The organism is Mesorhizobium sp. M0771 (assembly GCF_040320155.1).
Classification (GTDB): domain Bacteria; phylum Pseudomonadota; class Alphaproteobacteria; order Rhizobiales; family Rhizobiaceae; genus Mesorhizobium.
Genome location: NZ_JAMYPC010000008.1, coordinates 121,068 through 134,700 on the forward strand (window position 1 = coordinate 121,068; position 13,633 = coordinate 134,700).

Genomic DNA, 13,633 nt, shown 5'->3' on the forward strand with positions numbered 1-13,633 from the left:
GCGCTGCAAATTGGTCGCGACCCTGGAGCTGCCAATCTCCCCCCTTGAGGGGGAGATGTCCGGCAGGACAGAGGGGGGCGTGAAGGAACGCTATCCTCGGTTCATTCTGCCTTATCCGCGAGGCCTCCCTTGTCCAACCGCTATGCCACCATCATCACCGACGATGACGGCCGCGAGGTCGTCAGCGCCATTGGCGTGTTCGAGGGCGCTGCCCCGCAGGCGCGCATCGGCCGTATCGAGCCGGTCGTGCCGGGCGTGCTGATCGGCATGGTTCGCGGTGGTCCTGTCGATGCCATCGGCGGCTTCGGCTTTCCGCGCGGCGCGCACGACGCAAGGGCGATCGCCAGGGCAAGCCTGAAAGCCGCGTCTGCCGGAAAGCGCCACGCGCCGGCCGCTGATGCAGCCCGCAAGGCCGCCCCAACACGGTCAGGGCCAAAATCGGCACGGCGCAAGTCCGGCAAGATCAAGTCCGGCAAGATCAAGCGGCCAGCGAAACAGGCACCTACCGCCGAGCCCGCCGGGATCTCGGATCATGGCTGACCGGACGGCGCCGCGTGCGCGCCCTGGCCGCAAGGCGACTGCCGCCGCTGCCAAGCCGAAGCGGACGAAGAAGACGCTTGGCGATGATTTCCTCGACGCGGTTCGCGCCGATTTCAGCGCCCATGGCGCCGGCGTCATTGCCGCGGTCCGGGCCGACAAGCCCGACCAGTATCTGAAGATCGTGCAATCGGTGCTACCCAAGGATCTGGCCAAGGATTTGCATGTTTCATCTGACAATCTGGAAGCCCTGAGCGATGACGAGATCCGCCGCCGCATCCGTGGCCTCGAAGCCGTCCTCGGGCCGTTTGGCGACCAGCCTGAAGACGCGCCGCCACTATCTGGCGCTGCTGCAGGAGCTGGACCGCAGGCGCAGGACTAACCAGCTTGCCGCCTACCGGCCTTATCCCAGGCAGGCGCAGTTTCACGCCGCCGGCGCGCAGAACCGGGAACGTCTGTTCATGGCCGGCAACCAGTTGGGCAAGACCAGGGCCGGCGGCGCCGAATGGGCCATGCATCTCACCGGCCGCTATCCCGCGTGGTGGCAGGGCAAGACCTTCGACGCCGCCGTCAGGCTATGGGCTGCCGGCGTGACCGGCGAGGGCACGCGAGACAACCCGCAGCGCGTGCTGGTCGGCCCGCCGCAGCAGCAGGCGGCATGGGGCACCGGCATGATCCCCGCCGATGCCATCCGCCAGACCACGATGGGCCGCGGCGCGCCGGGCGCGCTCGACAGCATCGTGGTGCGCTGGGGCGGCGGCGGCGACGTGCAGGCCGATGAATCGGTGCTGTCGTTCAAGAGCTATGAGAAGGGCCGCGAAAAGTGGCAGGGCGAAACCCTGCACGGCGTCTGGTTCGACGAGGAGCCGCCGCTCGATATCTATTCCGAAGGCCTGACCCGCACCAACGCGACGGGCGGCATCACCATGGTGACGTTTACGCCGCTGCTTGGCATGAGCGACGTGGTGCTGCGGTTCTTGACGGCGCAGGAGGTTCTCCCTTCCCCCCTTGTGGGGTGAGCAGCTGGTTCGCGAAGCGAATTCGTCGTGCCAGTGGCACGACGAAAGGCCGGCGAACGCCGGGACGCTGCGGAGCAGCGGGGACCCGGCAGGTTGGATCGGCCACCACCCGGCCCTTCGCAGGCTCAGGGCGTTCGAAGCTCGAAAAGCCAAGCAATTGGCTTTTCGTCCGCCACGCGGACCGCTTCTCACCCCACAAAGGGAGAAGGTAAGAACCGCCACGCCCGGCGCAAATATCGTGCGCGGACAACATCATACGACATTACTTTGAATCAGTTCGGCAGGCTCTACGTCCTGTCACGTCGCTATCTTGACCCCGAGATCAGCGGTGCCTCAGGCGATTGCCGGCAACGATGATTGCCATACGGCGTGGTGCGATATCTGGTTGTGCTCGATGCAATCGGTTGCCAGTTTGCTGATTTCAGGATCGGCGGACGCCTGCGCCCATTCGACGAACGCGTCAACAACGACCAACCTCGCCCGGCTGGCCAGCCCCAAGCCGTAACGGCGCACTACCGGCTCTGAATGGTCGAGCATAGCACGGATCATGCCTGATGCATCACCTCGCCATTGCCCGGAGATATCGGCGATCGCCGAAAACGGCGTTTGCGGCCTGAGCAACGCGGCGTGCTGACGCGCAAGCTTTAACTGCCAGTCTTTTGCAAAGCGCACAAATTTGACGGCTCCCATGCGTACACCATCGTGATAATCATCAAGGGCAAACAACGCCTGCGCGAGATGCTGACCATCGTTCCGCGTACTGCATCGCAAGATAGACTCCACGGCATCGAAGCGCGTGCGCGGGTTGCTGTCCCCAAGCAGCGCGGCCAGCTCACCCACCATCGAACTTATGTTCTGGTTTTGAAAGGTGGCAATAAACGCACCCGCCGCTCGCGTCTCAGCATTGGCAGATGTCAGCAGGAGACGAAGGCTTTCCAACGGCACCGTCTTGCCGAGCTCGCCGAGAAGGTCGTTGGCAAGCGCGCCATCGTCATCATGCGGGGACGACAGCAGCCGCTCCAGCATCTCCTGACCTGTCATGGCATTTGTCGATTTGCCGAGTGGCAGCAGGATCTTACCGCCTTCGCTGAAAAAAAGATGAGCAACCTCGCTGTCCTCGGCGGACAGGCGCATCGCCTCGAATAGATCTGTCATGGCAAAGAGTGGCTGTCCCACCCGCGTAGAGTACAGGCCGCGCAGAATGCACCAGCCCAGACGCATCGATGTCGCCGATGCACGGCAAGACCTACCGCATAAAGCGATAAAGGAAAAGATGAGAGCGAAGCTTTCCCGTTTCGGCGCGTTGCGGAATTGCGAACCGCGACTAGACTGGTGGCCAGGTTGTCGAGGAACCAAGTCCATGAACAGGCGGCAGGTATTGACAGGCGGTTTGTCTTCGCTTGTCGTGTCGCCGGCGGGTGGTGCTGAGGTATCAAAGCCCCAGGTGCCCAAATGGCGACCCTCGTTTTCACAACCCATCGATCGCATCGAGGAACGGTTCGGCTATTACTTCGACAGAGGCCGTGACTTTGCCATCCTTGAAACGGCACCTGCGTGCTGACGGAAGCCGGCCTGTCCGATGAGGCGGCAGCCATGGCCGCCATCCAGACGCTTGCCATGATTTACAACTTCTCCCGGACATGAAGCCGTCTGACATGGATGATGGCAACGTGCTGGTCAGCTACAATCATCCAGCCTTCAATGTCGTGCTTTCCGACGTTGCGAATGCGCATTGGCAAGAGATCGAGGCCCGCCACCAGGATGGGCTGGCTACGGGCGAGGTGCTGATCACGCCGCTGGGGCAGAATGTGTTCGATGAGCTCGGCAAAAAGGCGCTGCTTGGCAGGTGCTACATGTTCATGGATGCGCAGGCGCCAAAGGTGATCCGCATCAAACCCAGTTGATAAGTCGAATCAGGGGTATTTGGTGCCGGCAAGTTGCCTGGCACGACCTTCGGCGGTTGACGATTTGCGCGTTAATGGGCCGCACAATATTTTCTCTCGACCGGTATACTGATATATATAGAGCATACAGGATTGATTGGGAGTGTCGGGGACGCAGACCTCGCGTTTGAACCCTGTTCCTGGATCGGTACGGGTTCTGCAGATTTTTTTACTAGTATCGTAAGGAACATTCGCCTGGCTGGTGCATGCCGATGCACTGGCGGCAATGCCGACAACGATTGCAATCCGAATCATGTGTTCCCCCAAGTCTTGGGTCAGCTTCGCATTGATGAGCGCTGGTATCAATGGCCACACTCTATTGGAGCATGCTTGCATGACCCGTCACGTCACCTTCATGACCATAGACGACGTCGAACACTATTCGCCGGACGAGCGTGCCGCGATCATCGCCGCCTATCCCGAACATGAGCGCGAAGCGAGGGCCAAGGGCATTCCGGTGCTGGGCTCCGGCCGCATCTTTCCGATTGCCGAGGAGCTGATTGCCTGCGAGCCGTTCCGGCTGCCGCGCTACTGGCCGCGGATCGGCGCCCTCGATTTCGGCTGGGACCATCCGTCGGCCGCGGTCGAGCTGGCCTGGGATACGGAGGCCGATGTCGTCTATATCTCCAAGGCGGCGCGGGCCTCGCAGCAGACGCCGGCCATGCAGGTACTGGCCCTGAAGCCGTGGGGCGAGTGGCTGCCCTGGGCCTGGCCGCGCGACGGCCGCCGCGAGACGCTGGAAGGCGCGGGCACCGCGCTTGCCAGACAATACGCCGCGCACGGGCTGAACATGCTGTCGGGCCACGCCCGCTTCGCCGACGGCTCGGTCTCGGTCGAGGCGGGGCTGATGGAAATGCTCGACCGCATGCAATCCGGCCGCTTCAAGGTGTTTTCGACGCTGCTGCCCTGGTTCGAGGAATTCAGGCTTTTTCACCGAAAGGACGGCAAGGTGGTGAAACTGCGCGACGATTTGATGGCCGCGACGCGCTACCGCAAACTGACGCTCGCCTATGTCAGCGGCGCCGGCACTTTGCCGACGGTGGCCAACGGCATCTGGCTGATGTTCGACCGTACCGGCGACAGAGGCGCCGACGGGACGGGAGTAGGAGATTTTTTGGGGCCTGCGTCTTCGGCAACCGACAATATTGTCACTTTCGCGGGCACCACGGGCAAGGTGGGGAAGGATAGTGGGATCGCGGTGTCCAGCCTGGCGCCGAAGGCCAGCCCGACATTTACCGGGACGCCAACGGGGCCGACCGCAGCGCCTGGAACGAATACCACGCAATTGGCTACAACGGGGTTCGTCAAGGCTGGGTTTGATCTGAAACTTGATAGCCGACCTAACCTCGGTGTCGTCGCGCAGACGATCACCGATTGGAACAACGCCCTGGACAACGGCTGGTATATGGCCTCGGCGGCGGCTAATGCGCCAGACGGCGTAAATTGGTTCCTGGGGTTTGTGGAAGCGCACGGAAGCACTGGCTACCGGACGCAGACGGTGCATGATTTCGTCAACGACACTACGGCGGCAGACCAAAAGCTATGGCGGCGCAGGCAGGCTGGCGGTGCCTGGGGAGGATGGATCAAGCTGCAATGGTCGCAGGCCGAACAGGATGCACGCTATGTCCAGTCGTCCACGGCGTTGCTTCAGAAGTTTTATGAAAGCCCGCAACAGACCATCACATCCGGCGGGTCGCTGACGTTGGCTCATGGGCTGGGGGTGAAGCCGAAGCTCTATGCGGCCTTCATTCAATGTACTACGGTTAATTCGGGGTATTCGGTTGGTGACGAGATACCCATTAACCCATCTCTCAATACAACTGATGCGACCGCTCAAGCTATTAGCATCGTGCCAGATGCGACCAATTTGAATGTACGGATTGGTAATGCTGCTGGCGCACTTAAAGTCCTTAACAAGGCTGGAACAGGTTTTAACGACATAACGAACGCTAGCTGGAAACTCGTTGTGAGAGCGTGGGCCTAGCTTGCGAAATGTGAGCAACGGTCTAAACGTTGGAACATGCATATTACTATTGCAGTGCAAGGCAAAATTCCCTGTCGAGGCTATGGCGGCACCCAGCGGCAAATCGATTGGCTCGCCAGCGCACTCGCATCTCTCGGACATGAAATCACACTCATTGCCGGAGTGGGCTCCACCCATCCGCGTTGCGAGGTCCGGCAGGCCGCGTCAGTAGTGGAATGTCTGGGGGCGATCCCTATCAATACTGACATCGTGCATTTCAACGGCTGGTACGATGTAGAAAGCCCATATCGTGCGCTTTACACTCTGCACGGCTATGTTCCAAACGCCCCGAGGAAGGGGCAAAATTACAGCTTCGTCAGCGCCAGTCACGCGCATCATCATGATCGAGAAACGTTTGTTTACAACGGCTTCCCTGTGGATGCCTACCGGCTGGCAGATCGGAAAGGTGAGCGGCTGTTGTTTTTGGGCGGTATCGCGAGGGCCGGGAAGGGCCTCAACCGGGCCGTCGATCTGGCGAAGAAATTTAACTTCGCTCTCGATATTGCGGGTGGCTCGAGGTGGAAGTTGCTCGGGCGCAGCCAAACCCGGAAAGAGTCTCTGTTCTTCAAGAGCTTATCGCGGCGCTACCGCTTCCACGGCACTGTTGATGGCGAGGAAAAGCTCCGATTGCTCGGCGAGGCGTACGCCTTCCTTAACCCGATCTCCTGGGCAGAGCCGTTCGGCATGGCGGCGGTCGAAGCAATGCTGTGCGGAACGCCTGTGCTGACCACTCGGTGCGGTGCGCTTGCCGAAACGGTCGATGCAGACAGCGGGCGTTTCTTCGAAACCGATGATGAGTTTGCTCACGGTCTCAATGAGATCAACAGCATTTCCGCGCGAGCATGCCGTGAATCGGCAGCCGAAAGATTTCCGATCCAGAAAACCGCAACGGCCTACCTGGAACTCTATAAGCGCATCCTTGACGGCGAAGTGCTTCCGTGAGCCCGCTTTAGCCGCTCCATCCAAAATTCCTATCCGGTGAGGAAGCGTTATAGCTGGCCAACCGACATGCCGTCGGCACAAACAGGATCAACAGGACACTCGTCTCCTTTGCGTGATCTGTGACTGGCTAAAATCTCCGAGCTAAATTCCACAATCTCCAGAGGTTACCCATGGACCGCAACTTCGCGCGGGCGCTTGCGCTCGTCCTCAAATCGGAAGGCGGCTGGTCCGACAATCCGGCCGATCCCGGTGGCGCTACCATGAAAGGCGTTACCATCGCCAATTTCCGCCGCTACGTGAAGGCGGATGCCAGCAAGGCCGATCTGCGAGAGATCAGCAACGCTCAGGTGGCGACGGTCTATCGCCGCTTCTATTGGGACGCGGTAGCCGGCGCCGAGCTTCCCGGCGGTGTCGACTATGCTGTCTTCGACTTCGCCGTGAACAGTGGGCCGGGCAGGGCGGCTAAATATCTGCAGGCGGCAGTTGGCACCGCACAGGACGGCAGGATCGGCCCGGCCACGCTCAAAGCTGTGGGCGCCAGGCCACCGGGCGCAGTCATCGACGATCTTTGCGATGCCCGCCTGGCATTCCTGCGGCGGCTGCCGACCTGGCCGGTTTTCGGCAAGGGTTGGAGCGATCGCATCAGGTCGGTCCGTTCCCAGGCGCTGTTGATGTCGGCACTACAGCCCGCTCCGGCACCTTTGCCGGGCTCCCCGACCCTGCCATCAGCGCTCTCGCCGAAGCCCGGCAGTGCGATGCCGCCGGTGTCTACCGGCGGGCGCGTCAGCCCCGTCGAACGCCTGCCGTTCTGGCGTGCGCTGCTTCAAATCCTGAAATCGATTTTCGCAAGGAGTTCGACATGATCGCCGTCTTCATCCGCATCGGCTTGCGTTACGGCGCCGGTGTTCTGGTCGCGCGTGGCCTGCTCGGCGCCGACGACGCGGCGGCATTTTCTTCCGACCCCGACATTCAAGCTGGTCTGGAGATCGCCGCCGGTCTCGCCATCGCCTCGGTCACCGAGACCTGGCACTGGTTGGCCCGCAAATCCGGCTGGGAGCACTGACATGGAAGGGTTTCAACAACTGCTCATCGCCTATCTCGAAGCCGCGAAACCCTCTGCTATCGGCTTTGCCGCCGGGCTTGTCGCCGGGTGGCTGCTGTGAGCGCGCTCCTCGCCGTCCTGCTTGGCAACAAAGCGCTGCTGGGCTTCCTGGCATCGGTCATCGCCGCCCTTTGCTGGGGCGCTCACCAGCGGCTGGCCGGCGCCAGGGCCGAGCGCGGCAAACTGGCGGCCGCTGAGGCCGCGGCGCGCGCGGTCGCTGAGCAGGTGCAGAACGACGTCGGCGCACTGCCGGCGGACGCTGTTCGAAAGGAGCTGAAATCATGGGCAAGGGACTGATGCTTGCGCTGCTTGTGGCGCTTGCCGGGTGCACGACTGCTTCGGGCGGCTTCTGCGCGATTTCGAGCCCGCTGCGCCTGTCGGCCGAAGCCGTCGACGTCCTGTCGGACGCCGAGGCGAGAGCGCTCCTGGCGCACAACCGCAAGGGACAAAAGCTCTGCGGATGGAGGCCTTAGCCGATGCACAACCTCTTCGACATGCTCGGCATCAAGGGGCCGGTCGTCGCCGCCGGGCTAGCTGGCGGCGTGCTGCGAGCACTGTCGCGCCATCGCTACAAGCTGCGCGAGATGATTGCCTCGCCGATCTGCGGGGCGCTGGCGGCTGCGTATCTGACGCTGCCTGCCGTCGCCTGGTTCAGGGCAACCGGCATGCCTATCCCCGATCCGGCCGACGACACCACGACGCTCGCCGCCGCCTTTTTGATCGGCGTCTCGGCCATGTGGATTTCCGACATCGTCTTCGAGGTCCTCGTGCGGCGGTTCGGCTCGGCCGGCAACGAGTGATGCACTTGAGATGCTGGAAGAAGCCAGCGACAATGCCTACCTAAGGAGCAATCCAATGGAGGTATGATATGGCGACGTCCACCGAACGTGCAGTCCTTGCCGGCGGCTGTTTCTGGGGCATGCAGGATTTGATCCGGCGCTGTCCCGGCGTGATCTCTACCCGCGTCGGCTATAGCGGTGGCGATGTGCCCAACGCCACGTATCGCAACCACGGCAGCCATGCCGAAGCCATCGAGATCGTTTTCGATCCGGCCAGGATCAGCTTTCGCACATTGCTCGAATCCTTTTTCCAGATCCACGATCCGACCACCAGGAACCGCCAGGGCAACGATGTCGGAATGAGCTATCGCTCGGCGATCTTCTACACCAGCGACGAGCAGAAGCGCGTCGCCGAAGACACCATCGCCGATGTCGATGCCTCTGGACTGTGGCCGGGCAAGGTCGTCACCGAGCTTGCGCCGGCGGGCGATTTCTGGGAGGCGGAGCCAGAGCATCAGGACTATCTCGAGAAATACCCCAACGGCTATACCTGCCACTTTGTCAGGCCGGGCTGGAAGCTTCCGGTCCGCGAAAAGGCTGTTTCGTAACGCAGCCGCTATCGTCTGCTTATCTGGCGGTCGAACTATTCTTCCGCGCGATCGGTATGCCGGCCGCCTCGTAGAGGTGGCCGTGCTCGGGCTGCCCATAGACGAACGCGCCGTGGACGGGTTTGTCGTCGACCTCAGAGTCTGAGAACGCGACGGCCTCGATCTTCTTTGTTCCGGTCAGGCTCTGGTTTCGAAGATAGGCGAAGGTTCGCACCGCTTCTCCAACAATTCGATCGAGAAACGGCTTTGGCCGCCTCCCGGGCCGTCGCACGAGGCTTGCGCTCTCGTCCCGAAACAAAATGGTGCTGTGCGCAAAGCGCCGGCATGATCTGATAGATTCGGTTGAGCGAGCAGGTCATGAATCCTGGGTGAAAAAGAACGAAGTCGACCTCTCCTCTCAGATGCATGGTCCTGCGCAGCAATCTTTGCGCTGCCGATCTGGAGAGGACATAGCCTGCGGCGCCCGCGTGCAGCCCATAAAGTCTGGCAAGCGAAAACCCATCATCGAGAGCGACTTCCTTGCGTCCGACCCTCACTTTGGCAAAATGCGTTTCCAGCTTGATCACATCGGCATCGCGTGGCACCCATCGATCGGAAGCAAGCAGCGAGCCGGCGCCAGCGCCGAAAACGACGTCGTCCTCGAAAACCGCGCCATATTGATCCGCGCCGTTCGCAACGATCTCCCAACACGAGCGGTGGCTCAGGAAACAGCAAACCTCAGCAGCGCTCAGCGGGCTTTTGGCGACAGAGCAGCAATCGGGGCAATCAATGGCGGAGACACGCTCAAATGGTACTCCGATCCGGCCGAACTCGGACGCGACATGCGCCAGCCGATCGCGAGAACGATCAAGATTGATCACCAGACACCTCATCAGCGCCCCCTTTGTCCGGTGATCAGTGAATATCACGTTCCCGTTATTGCACAAAATTTGCTTACGTGCGGGGCAGTGGGTAGCGGCGTACGTGCCGCCGGTTGATTTTGGAGGTTGGGTGGACATTGACTGCATCCCCGGCGAGGCGCGAGGCTTAACCGTGCGCGGATAGACGAGTCGAGTCGCCCTAGAAGCCGAAGAATTGCCGGCCGATCATGTATCCAAGCGCGACGACCACAAGGGGAAACAGGGCGGGCGCCAGCCGACCAAGAGCGGAGGTCTTTGGCTGTTGCCTGGAGATGGTCGTGGGCGCATTGCCGAGATTCTTGGTCATCCAGAATAGTAGCAAGCGCTGATTAACGATTCCGTAACCCGGTCGAGGCCGCCGCGGCTTTTTGCGTTTCTGGCGCGACCTTGACAATGCCCAGCCCGTGACGCAACTGGGCCGTCTTGAGAGCATTGTGAGGCAAGGTCAATGCGGCCGATTCAGCGTCATGTCGATTTGGTTTGCACCGGCGCTAGGTCGTCGGCCGGCACCGGCCGCCCACAGGACGAAGTCCTGCACGCCTCGATCGATCCTGAAATGCCTCCCGTCCATTTTCGCGCGACCCCTACACTCCGCATCGTTGACGGCGAAGCGCTTCCTTGACGACCGGCGATCCAATCCTCTTCGTCGGCTTCCCCGCGGTCGGCGACTTCGTCCGTTGCCATTCCGCCATCCAGATCATCGCTGCGCGATTTCCTGATCGCCCCATAGATGTCGTCACCTCGCCTGTCGCAGCGCCGCTGGCGCGCCTGATGCCGCATGTCAGGAAGGGCTGGACGCTTGCCAAGCGTCATCAGCGCCCCGGTTTTGGCGAGCGCAGCCGCCTGGTTGGCGAGTTGCGCAAGGAAAATTACCGTACGGCCTATCTGATGACCAGCAGCACCAAGGCGGCGCTGATGGCGTTCATGGCCGGAATAGAGGAGCGCATCGGCTATCCGCAGGAGTTGCAATTCGGCCTCCTCAATCGCTTCCCCGCCGGCTGGTTGGCGCATCTATGGGCCTTCGGACCCCGCAAGACGCGGCTCTTCGAGGAGGTTTGCTCGATTGCCTCGCTTGGCGAAAAGCCGGCTGCGGGCGCAGAGTGGCCGGCGCCCCGGCTTGTGGTCGATCCGGCCGAGTTGGACGATTGGCGCCAGCACAAGAAGATCGATGCCGGCCGACCGGCCCTGGCGCTCTATACTGCCGACATTGAGAATTTCCGCTCGTGGCCCGTCGAGCGCTTCATTTCGATCGCCAGAGACCATCATGATCGCGGCTGGGCAATCTGGATTGTAGGCGGACCGCGCGAGCACGCCGGTGCCGCAAAAATCCGCGCCGCCATTCCTGAGGCAATCGACTTCACCTCGACCCCGTCGATTGCTGACGCGATGTGCCAAATCGCTGCGTCGACCATGTTCCTCGGGGTTGATGGCGGGATTTCCCACGCCGCCGCTGCCCTGAACGTCCCATGCGCGCTCATCTACGGGCTGAATCGCCCCTATGTGCATGGGCCCGTAAACAACCATGTTCGCTTTATCGAACCGCCGCTTTCGACGCCCAGCTGGGTCAAGGACACGCGGGGCATCAGCGAAACTCGGGTGAGGGAGGCTCTGGCTGACATCTCAGCCGGTATCGCCAACTGACCAATGGTCTCCCCGGCCCCAGGCGTCTGGTTAAAAACGCCCCGTGGGGGGCAACCATCGCCGCGTTTCGGTTACCCCATGGCCCTGCGGCTTTCGGGCTCGTGATTGCCGACCCAATGTGCACGGATGCGGTCGCTGGCTTCAAGGTAGGCCATGTCGATGAGATAAGTCAGAAGCTTCTCGCCGTCGGCTTCGGCTTTCTGCCTAAGCTCCCGCAGTATCCCTTGCGCGAACTGCAGGTTCTCCATTTTGCTCGGCTGGTCCATCGGTGCCCCCCAACGTCTGCGTATGAACTTTGCGCTGGCTATGCTTGCATGAAGATTGCCGTGAAGTGGATATTGCACGTGCGGACCGCAATCCTGCGAAGGCGCTGGCTGCATGAAAGCCGCCCCATCCGGCTTCAAGATTCGCTACACTATGTGACGGAAACAAAATAAACAAAGCGTTCTTTTGTACAAGTCAGGAAGGTTCCTCCAGTTCACACCACGAGATACTTGGGCAGCGTAGTTGACGTAACGATATTGCGTGGTCTTAAGCTCTCGTTTCCAAACAAAACGTACCATGGTTGCAACCACAAGACGAATTCCAGCTGACCGGGCCGCTCCGTAGTCAATCGCCGCTTACAAACGGCACCGGGTCTCAGCCCAGGGCTTTGGCCAACCCATCGTTCCACGGCAGCGCAGGCCGGATGATCTACCGCCCGCCTTGGCTGACGCCAAGGCGGGCTTTTTGCGTTTGGCTTCTACCGGGTGAAATGTTGTCGGACCCGGCCCTGTCGGCATCGGGCGGTTTCGAGAACGATTTCCTGCCTGCCGGCTGTCTGCGCCGCTCGCGCTAGGCCGACTTGCGTTGCGGCAAGCTAGACGGCGTCTCGACACCGTCAGAAATCGGTTCGGCTGTCCGGTTTGTCGGCTCGTCATCGACCCGGTCGTGCTCGATTTGCCGGGCGGCAGGCAAGGGTTGCAACCAGTGCTCACGGCGATTGACCCAGAGTTCATAGCTGGGCTCCAGCCCTTCGGTGGGCACCTCATCGAGGCTGCCAATCGTCACTTCCACCTCATTCTCACGAACCAAAGGGACCCGGCCGCCGCAGGTGGGACAAAAACTTCTGTCGCCGTAGCTGTTGACGATACCCGTCGTTTCGAACGCCTCGAGCGGCCACACTGCAAACGCCGAAAAAGCCGACCCGCTAGCCTTGCGGCAGTCCTTGCAATGGCAAAGGCCAATCCGAAAGGGATCTCCCGTCACCGAAAACTGGATGCCGCCGCACAGGCAACTGCCGCTCCGCCTTGTATCATTGGGCATGACCGCTCCTCCATCTGGTTGGGCATCACACCGCTACATCTTGCAGCGCCATGCGCACAATCAATTCACGCGCGGCGCAAGGGTTCCATGTCGCCTCGCGCAATGCATCGTCTGAACCCGGGAGCGCCATGGCAACGACCGCCGCAAGGCTGCTGGATATGTCAGTTCGGGAAATCGAACACCGGTTCCCGGCACCAATAGACACGGCACTGGCCATCACGTGTCGGAACGGAGGCAGCGACCGGCACCTCCGGCCAGTCGCACTCGTTGCCGTATTGGCGGACATAGCGATCGTAAGTATTCCGGCCGGTCGTCAACACCGCCGAGTGATGGCTCTGGATCAGGTGCTGCGTCTCCTCGCAGCTCATCGAACGCGTGTCGGGTCGGGCGTAGGCCGTGCTTGTTGCTGCAAACAACGCCGTTCCAATGATCCATGCGATTGTTTGGGATGTCATGGCGATCCTTATCCTAAAATACGGCCAGGTATTTCAACAGCGAAATGATGCCGATAATGATGACAACGATCTGCGCGATCTGCCTCGTGCGGCCATCGAGCGGCAGACGCTGGATGAGATAGAGCACCAGGATGATCACCAGGAAAGTGATCAGAATGCCGATAAGTACCGATGAAGCCATGTCCCTCACTCCGTCTGGCTACGTCTGAGAAGAGTACGCAGCGGCAAACGCTCTGGCCCTTGATTGGTTCCTGTCGATGCGAAGCCATCGGCGCAGCGTAAAGGCTGCGAAACAACGTTCCGCGGCCTTTGAAGCTGGATGCCGATCAGGGCCTGTTTGCCGCAATGTTGTCGTTTGCCATCGGCGACACAGTTCCAGG

Annotated in this window: 20 protein-coding genes; 13 read left to right on the top strand and 7 right to left on the bottom strand. The window is 61.1% G+C overall.

What is annotated here, in order from left to right; genetic code table 11:
- Window positions 1-129: 129 nt before the first annotated feature.
- The 3 genes from NKI05_RS14755 to NKI05_RS14765 are packed head-to-tail and all read left to right on the top strand — an operon-like array spanning window position 130 to window position 1,556.
- Window positions 130-540, top strand: coding sequence for a hypothetical protein (locus NKI05_RS14755; RefSeq protein WP_023671449.1), 411 nt, complete (start codon window positions 130-132; stop codon window positions 538-540).
- Window positions 533-919: a hypothetical protein gene (locus tag NKI05_RS14760; RefSeq protein ID WP_023671450.1), complete on the top strand. Its 387-nt coding sequence runs from the start codon at window positions 533-535 to the stop codon at window positions 917-919. Before NKI05_RS14755 ends, NKI05_RS14760 begins: the two co-directional genes overlap by 8 nt.
- Window positions 819-1,556 carry a terminase large subunit domain-containing protein gene (locus NKI05_RS14765; protein WP_245260097.1) on the top strand — a complete coding sequence of 246 codons (738 nt, stop codon included), beginning with the start codon at window positions 819-821 and terminating at the stop codon, window positions 1,554-1,556. The genes NKI05_RS14760 and NKI05_RS14765 overlap by 101 nt, the downstream gene beginning before the upstream one ends.
- Window positions 1,557-1,889: 333 nt before the next feature.
- Here the strand turns inward: NKI05_RS14765 and NKI05_RS14770 are convergent, their stop codons facing one another.
- Window positions 1,890-3,035 (bottom strand): HEAT repeat domain-containing protein, encoded by a 1,146-nt coding sequence (locus tag NKI05_RS14770; protein ID WP_155922510.1) that lies wholly within the window; start codon window positions 3,033-3,035, stop codon window positions 1,890-1,892.
- Window positions 3,036-3,211: 176 nt separating this feature from the next.
- Here NKI05_RS14770 and NKI05_RS14775 point away from each other — a divergent pair, with 176 nt between their 5' ends.
- The 9 genes from NKI05_RS14775 (at window position 3,212) to msrA (ending at window position 8,953) form a co-directional block, all read left to right on the top strand.
- The gene (locus NKI05_RS14775; protein WP_352792539.1) at window positions 3,212-3,460 is read left to right on the top strand and encodes a hypothetical protein; all 249 of its coding nucleotides are present in this window, start codon (window positions 3,212-3,214) and stop codon (window positions 3,458-3,460) included.
- Window positions 3,461-3,833: 373 nt separating this feature from the next.
- Window positions 3,834-5,483, top strand: coding sequence for a terminase large subunit domain-containing protein (locus NKI05_RS14780; protein WP_352595750.1), 1,650 nt, complete (start codon window positions 3,834-3,836; stop codon window positions 5,481-5,483).
- A gap of 36 nt (window positions 5,484-5,519) precedes the next feature.
- On the top strand, window positions 5,520-6,464 hold the full coding sequence (locus tag NKI05_RS14785) for a glycosyltransferase (RefSeq protein WP_023814807.1): 945 nt from the start codon (window positions 5,520-5,522) through the stop codon (window positions 6,462-6,464).
- Between the two features lie 170 nt (window positions 6,465-6,634).
- The gene (locus NKI05_RS14790; protein WP_023814806.1) at window positions 6,635-7,327 is read left to right on the top strand and encodes a glycoside hydrolase family 108 protein; all 693 of its coding nucleotides are present in this window, start codon (window positions 6,635-6,637) and stop codon (window positions 7,325-7,327) included.
- A complete protein-coding gene (locus tag NKI05_RS14795; protein ID WP_023689878.1) occupies window positions 7,324-7,527 on the top strand; it encodes a Pam3-gp28 family putative phage holin in 204 nt (67 codons plus the stop codon). The genes NKI05_RS14790 and NKI05_RS14795 overlap by 4 nt, the downstream gene beginning before the upstream one ends.
- 96 nt (window positions 7,528-7,623) lie before the next feature.
- Window positions 7,624-7,863 (top strand): hypothetical protein, encoded by a 240-nt coding sequence (locus NKI05_RS14800; protein ID WP_023684348.1) that lies wholly within the window; start codon window positions 7,624-7,626, stop codon window positions 7,861-7,863.
- Window positions 7,848-8,039, top strand: coding sequence for a hypothetical protein (locus tag NKI05_RS14805; protein ID WP_023671459.1), 192 nt, complete (start codon window positions 7,848-7,850; stop codon window positions 8,037-8,039). The genes NKI05_RS14800 and NKI05_RS14805 overlap by 16 nt, the downstream gene beginning before the upstream one ends.
- 3 nt (window positions 8,040-8,042) lie before the next feature.
- Entirely contained in the window at window positions 8,043-8,366 is a 324-nt protein-coding gene (locus NKI05_RS14810; protein WP_023814804.1) for a hypothetical protein, read from the top strand.
- 68 nt (window positions 8,367-8,434) lie between these two features.
- The gene (gene msrA, locus NKI05_RS14815) at window positions 8,435-8,953 is read left to right on the top strand and encodes a peptide-methionine (S)-S-oxide reductase MsrA (RefSeq protein WP_023814803.1); all 519 of its coding nucleotides are present in this window, start codon (window positions 8,435-8,437) and stop codon (window positions 8,951-8,953) included.
- A 19-nt stretch (window positions 8,954-8,972) separates the two neighbouring features.
- On the opposite strand, the gene NKI05_RS14820 is transcribed toward msrA, so the two are convergent.
- Window positions 8,973-9,167, bottom strand: a complete 195-nt coding sequence (locus NKI05_RS14820) for a hypothetical protein (protein WP_023814802.1) — start codon at window positions 9,165-9,167, stop codon at window positions 8,973-8,975.
- Window positions 9,088-9,960: a glycosyltransferase family 25 protein gene (locus NKI05_RS14825; protein WP_081727289.1), complete on the bottom strand. Its 873-nt coding sequence runs from the start codon at window positions 9,958-9,960 to the stop codon at window positions 9,088-9,090. Before NKI05_RS14825 ends, NKI05_RS14820 begins: the two co-directional genes overlap by 80 nt.
- 510 nt (window positions 9,961-10,470) lie before the next feature.
- On the opposite strand from NKI05_RS14825, the gene waaF reads away from it, so the two are divergent.
- Entirely contained in the window at window positions 10,471-11,493 is a 1,023-nt protein-coding gene (gene waaF, locus NKI05_RS14830) for a lipopolysaccharide heptosyltransferase II (RefSeq protein ID WP_023814800.1), read from the top strand.
- Window positions 11,494-11,564: 71 nt separating this feature from the next.
- Here waaF and NKI05_RS14835 read toward each other — a convergent pair whose 3' ends face one another.
- The 4 genes from NKI05_RS14835 to NKI05_RS14850 all read right to left on the bottom strand — a co-directional run bounded on the left by NKI05_RS14835 (window position 11,565) and on the right by NKI05_RS14850 (window position 13,434).
- Window positions 11,565-11,759 carry a hypothetical protein gene (locus tag NKI05_RS14835; protein ID WP_023684343.1) on the bottom strand — a complete coding sequence of 65 codons (195 nt, stop codon included), beginning with the start codon at window positions 11,757-11,759 and terminating at the stop codon, window positions 11,565-11,567.
- Between the two features lie 568 nt (window positions 11,760-12,327).
- Complete coding sequence (locus NKI05_RS14840) at window positions 12,328-12,798, bottom strand: GFA family protein (RefSeq protein ID WP_023814799.1); 471 nt, start codon at window positions 12,796-12,798, stop codon at window positions 12,328-12,330.
- Window positions 12,799-12,959: 161 nt separating this feature from the next.
- Window positions 12,960-13,253 (bottom strand): hypothetical protein, encoded by a 294-nt coding sequence (locus tag NKI05_RS14845; protein WP_023814798.1) that lies wholly within the window; start codon window positions 13,251-13,253, stop codon window positions 12,960-12,962.
- A gap of 13 nt (window positions 13,254-13,266) precedes the next feature.
- Complete coding sequence (locus NKI05_RS14850; RefSeq protein ID WP_023671469.1) at window positions 13,267-13,434, bottom strand: Thivi_2564 family membrane protein; 168 nt, start codon at window positions 13,432-13,434, stop codon at window positions 13,267-13,269.
- Window positions 13,435-13,633 lie beyond the last annotated feature (199 nt).

Bases quoted from the DNA above. Each gene is read 5' to 3' on its own strand.
- NKI05_RS14760 (WP_023671450.1), top strand. From the start codon at position 533: ATGGCTGACCGGACGGCGCCGCGTGCGCGCCCTGGCCGCAAGGCGACT.
- NKI05_RS14770 (WP_155922510.1), bottom strand. From the start codon at position 3,035: ATGGGTTGTGAAAACGAGGGTCGCCATTTGGGCACCTGGGGCTTTGAT.
- NKI05_RS14775 (WP_352792539.1), top strand. From the start codon at position 3,212: ATGGATGATGGCAACGTGCTGGTCAGCTACAATCATCCAGCCTTCAAT.
- NKI05_RS14780 (WP_352595750.1), top strand. From the start codon at position 3,834: ATGACCCGTCACGTCACCTTCATGACCATAGACGACGTCGAACACTAT.
- NKI05_RS14785 (WP_023814807.1), top strand. From the start codon at position 5,520: ATGCATATTACTATTGCAGTGCAAGGCAAAATTCCCTGTCGAGGCTAT.
- NKI05_RS14790 (WP_023814806.1), top strand. From the start codon at position 6,635: ATGGACCGCAACTTCGCGCGGGCGCTTGCGCTCGTCCTCAAATCGGAA.
- NKI05_RS14795 (WP_023689878.1), top strand. From the start codon at position 7,324: ATGATCGCCGTCTTCATCCGCATCGGCTTGCGTTACGGCGCCGGTGTT.
- NKI05_RS14805 (WP_023671459.1), top strand. From the start codon at position 7,848: ATGGGCAAGGGACTGATGCTTGCGCTGCTTGTGGCGCTTGCCGGGTGC.
- NKI05_RS14810 (WP_023814804.1), top strand. From the start codon at position 8,043: ATGCACAACCTCTTCGACATGCTCGGCATCAAGGGGCCGGTCGTCGCC.
- msrA (WP_023814803.1), top strand. From the start codon at position 8,435: ATGGCGACGTCCACCGAACGTGCAGTCCTTGCCGGCGGCTGTTTCTGG.
- NKI05_RS14825 (WP_081727289.1), bottom strand. From the start codon at position 9,960: ATGCAGTCAATGTCCACCCAACCTCCAAAATCAACCGGCGGCACGTAC.
- NKI05_RS14835 (WP_023684343.1), bottom strand. From the start codon at position 11,759: ATGGACCAGCCGAGCAAAATGGAGAACCTGCAGTTCGCGCAAGGGATA.
- NKI05_RS14840 (WP_023814799.1), bottom strand. From the start codon at position 12,798: ATGCCCAATGATACAAGGCGGAGCGGCAGTTGCCTGTGCGGCGGCATC.
- NKI05_RS14845 (WP_023814798.1), bottom strand. From the start codon at position 13,253: ATGACATCCCAAACAATCGCATGGATCATTGGAACGGCGTTGTTTGCA.
- NKI05_RS14850 (WP_023671469.1), bottom strand. From the start codon at position 13,434: ATGGCTTCATCGGTACTTATCGGCATTCTGATCACTTTCCTGGTGATC.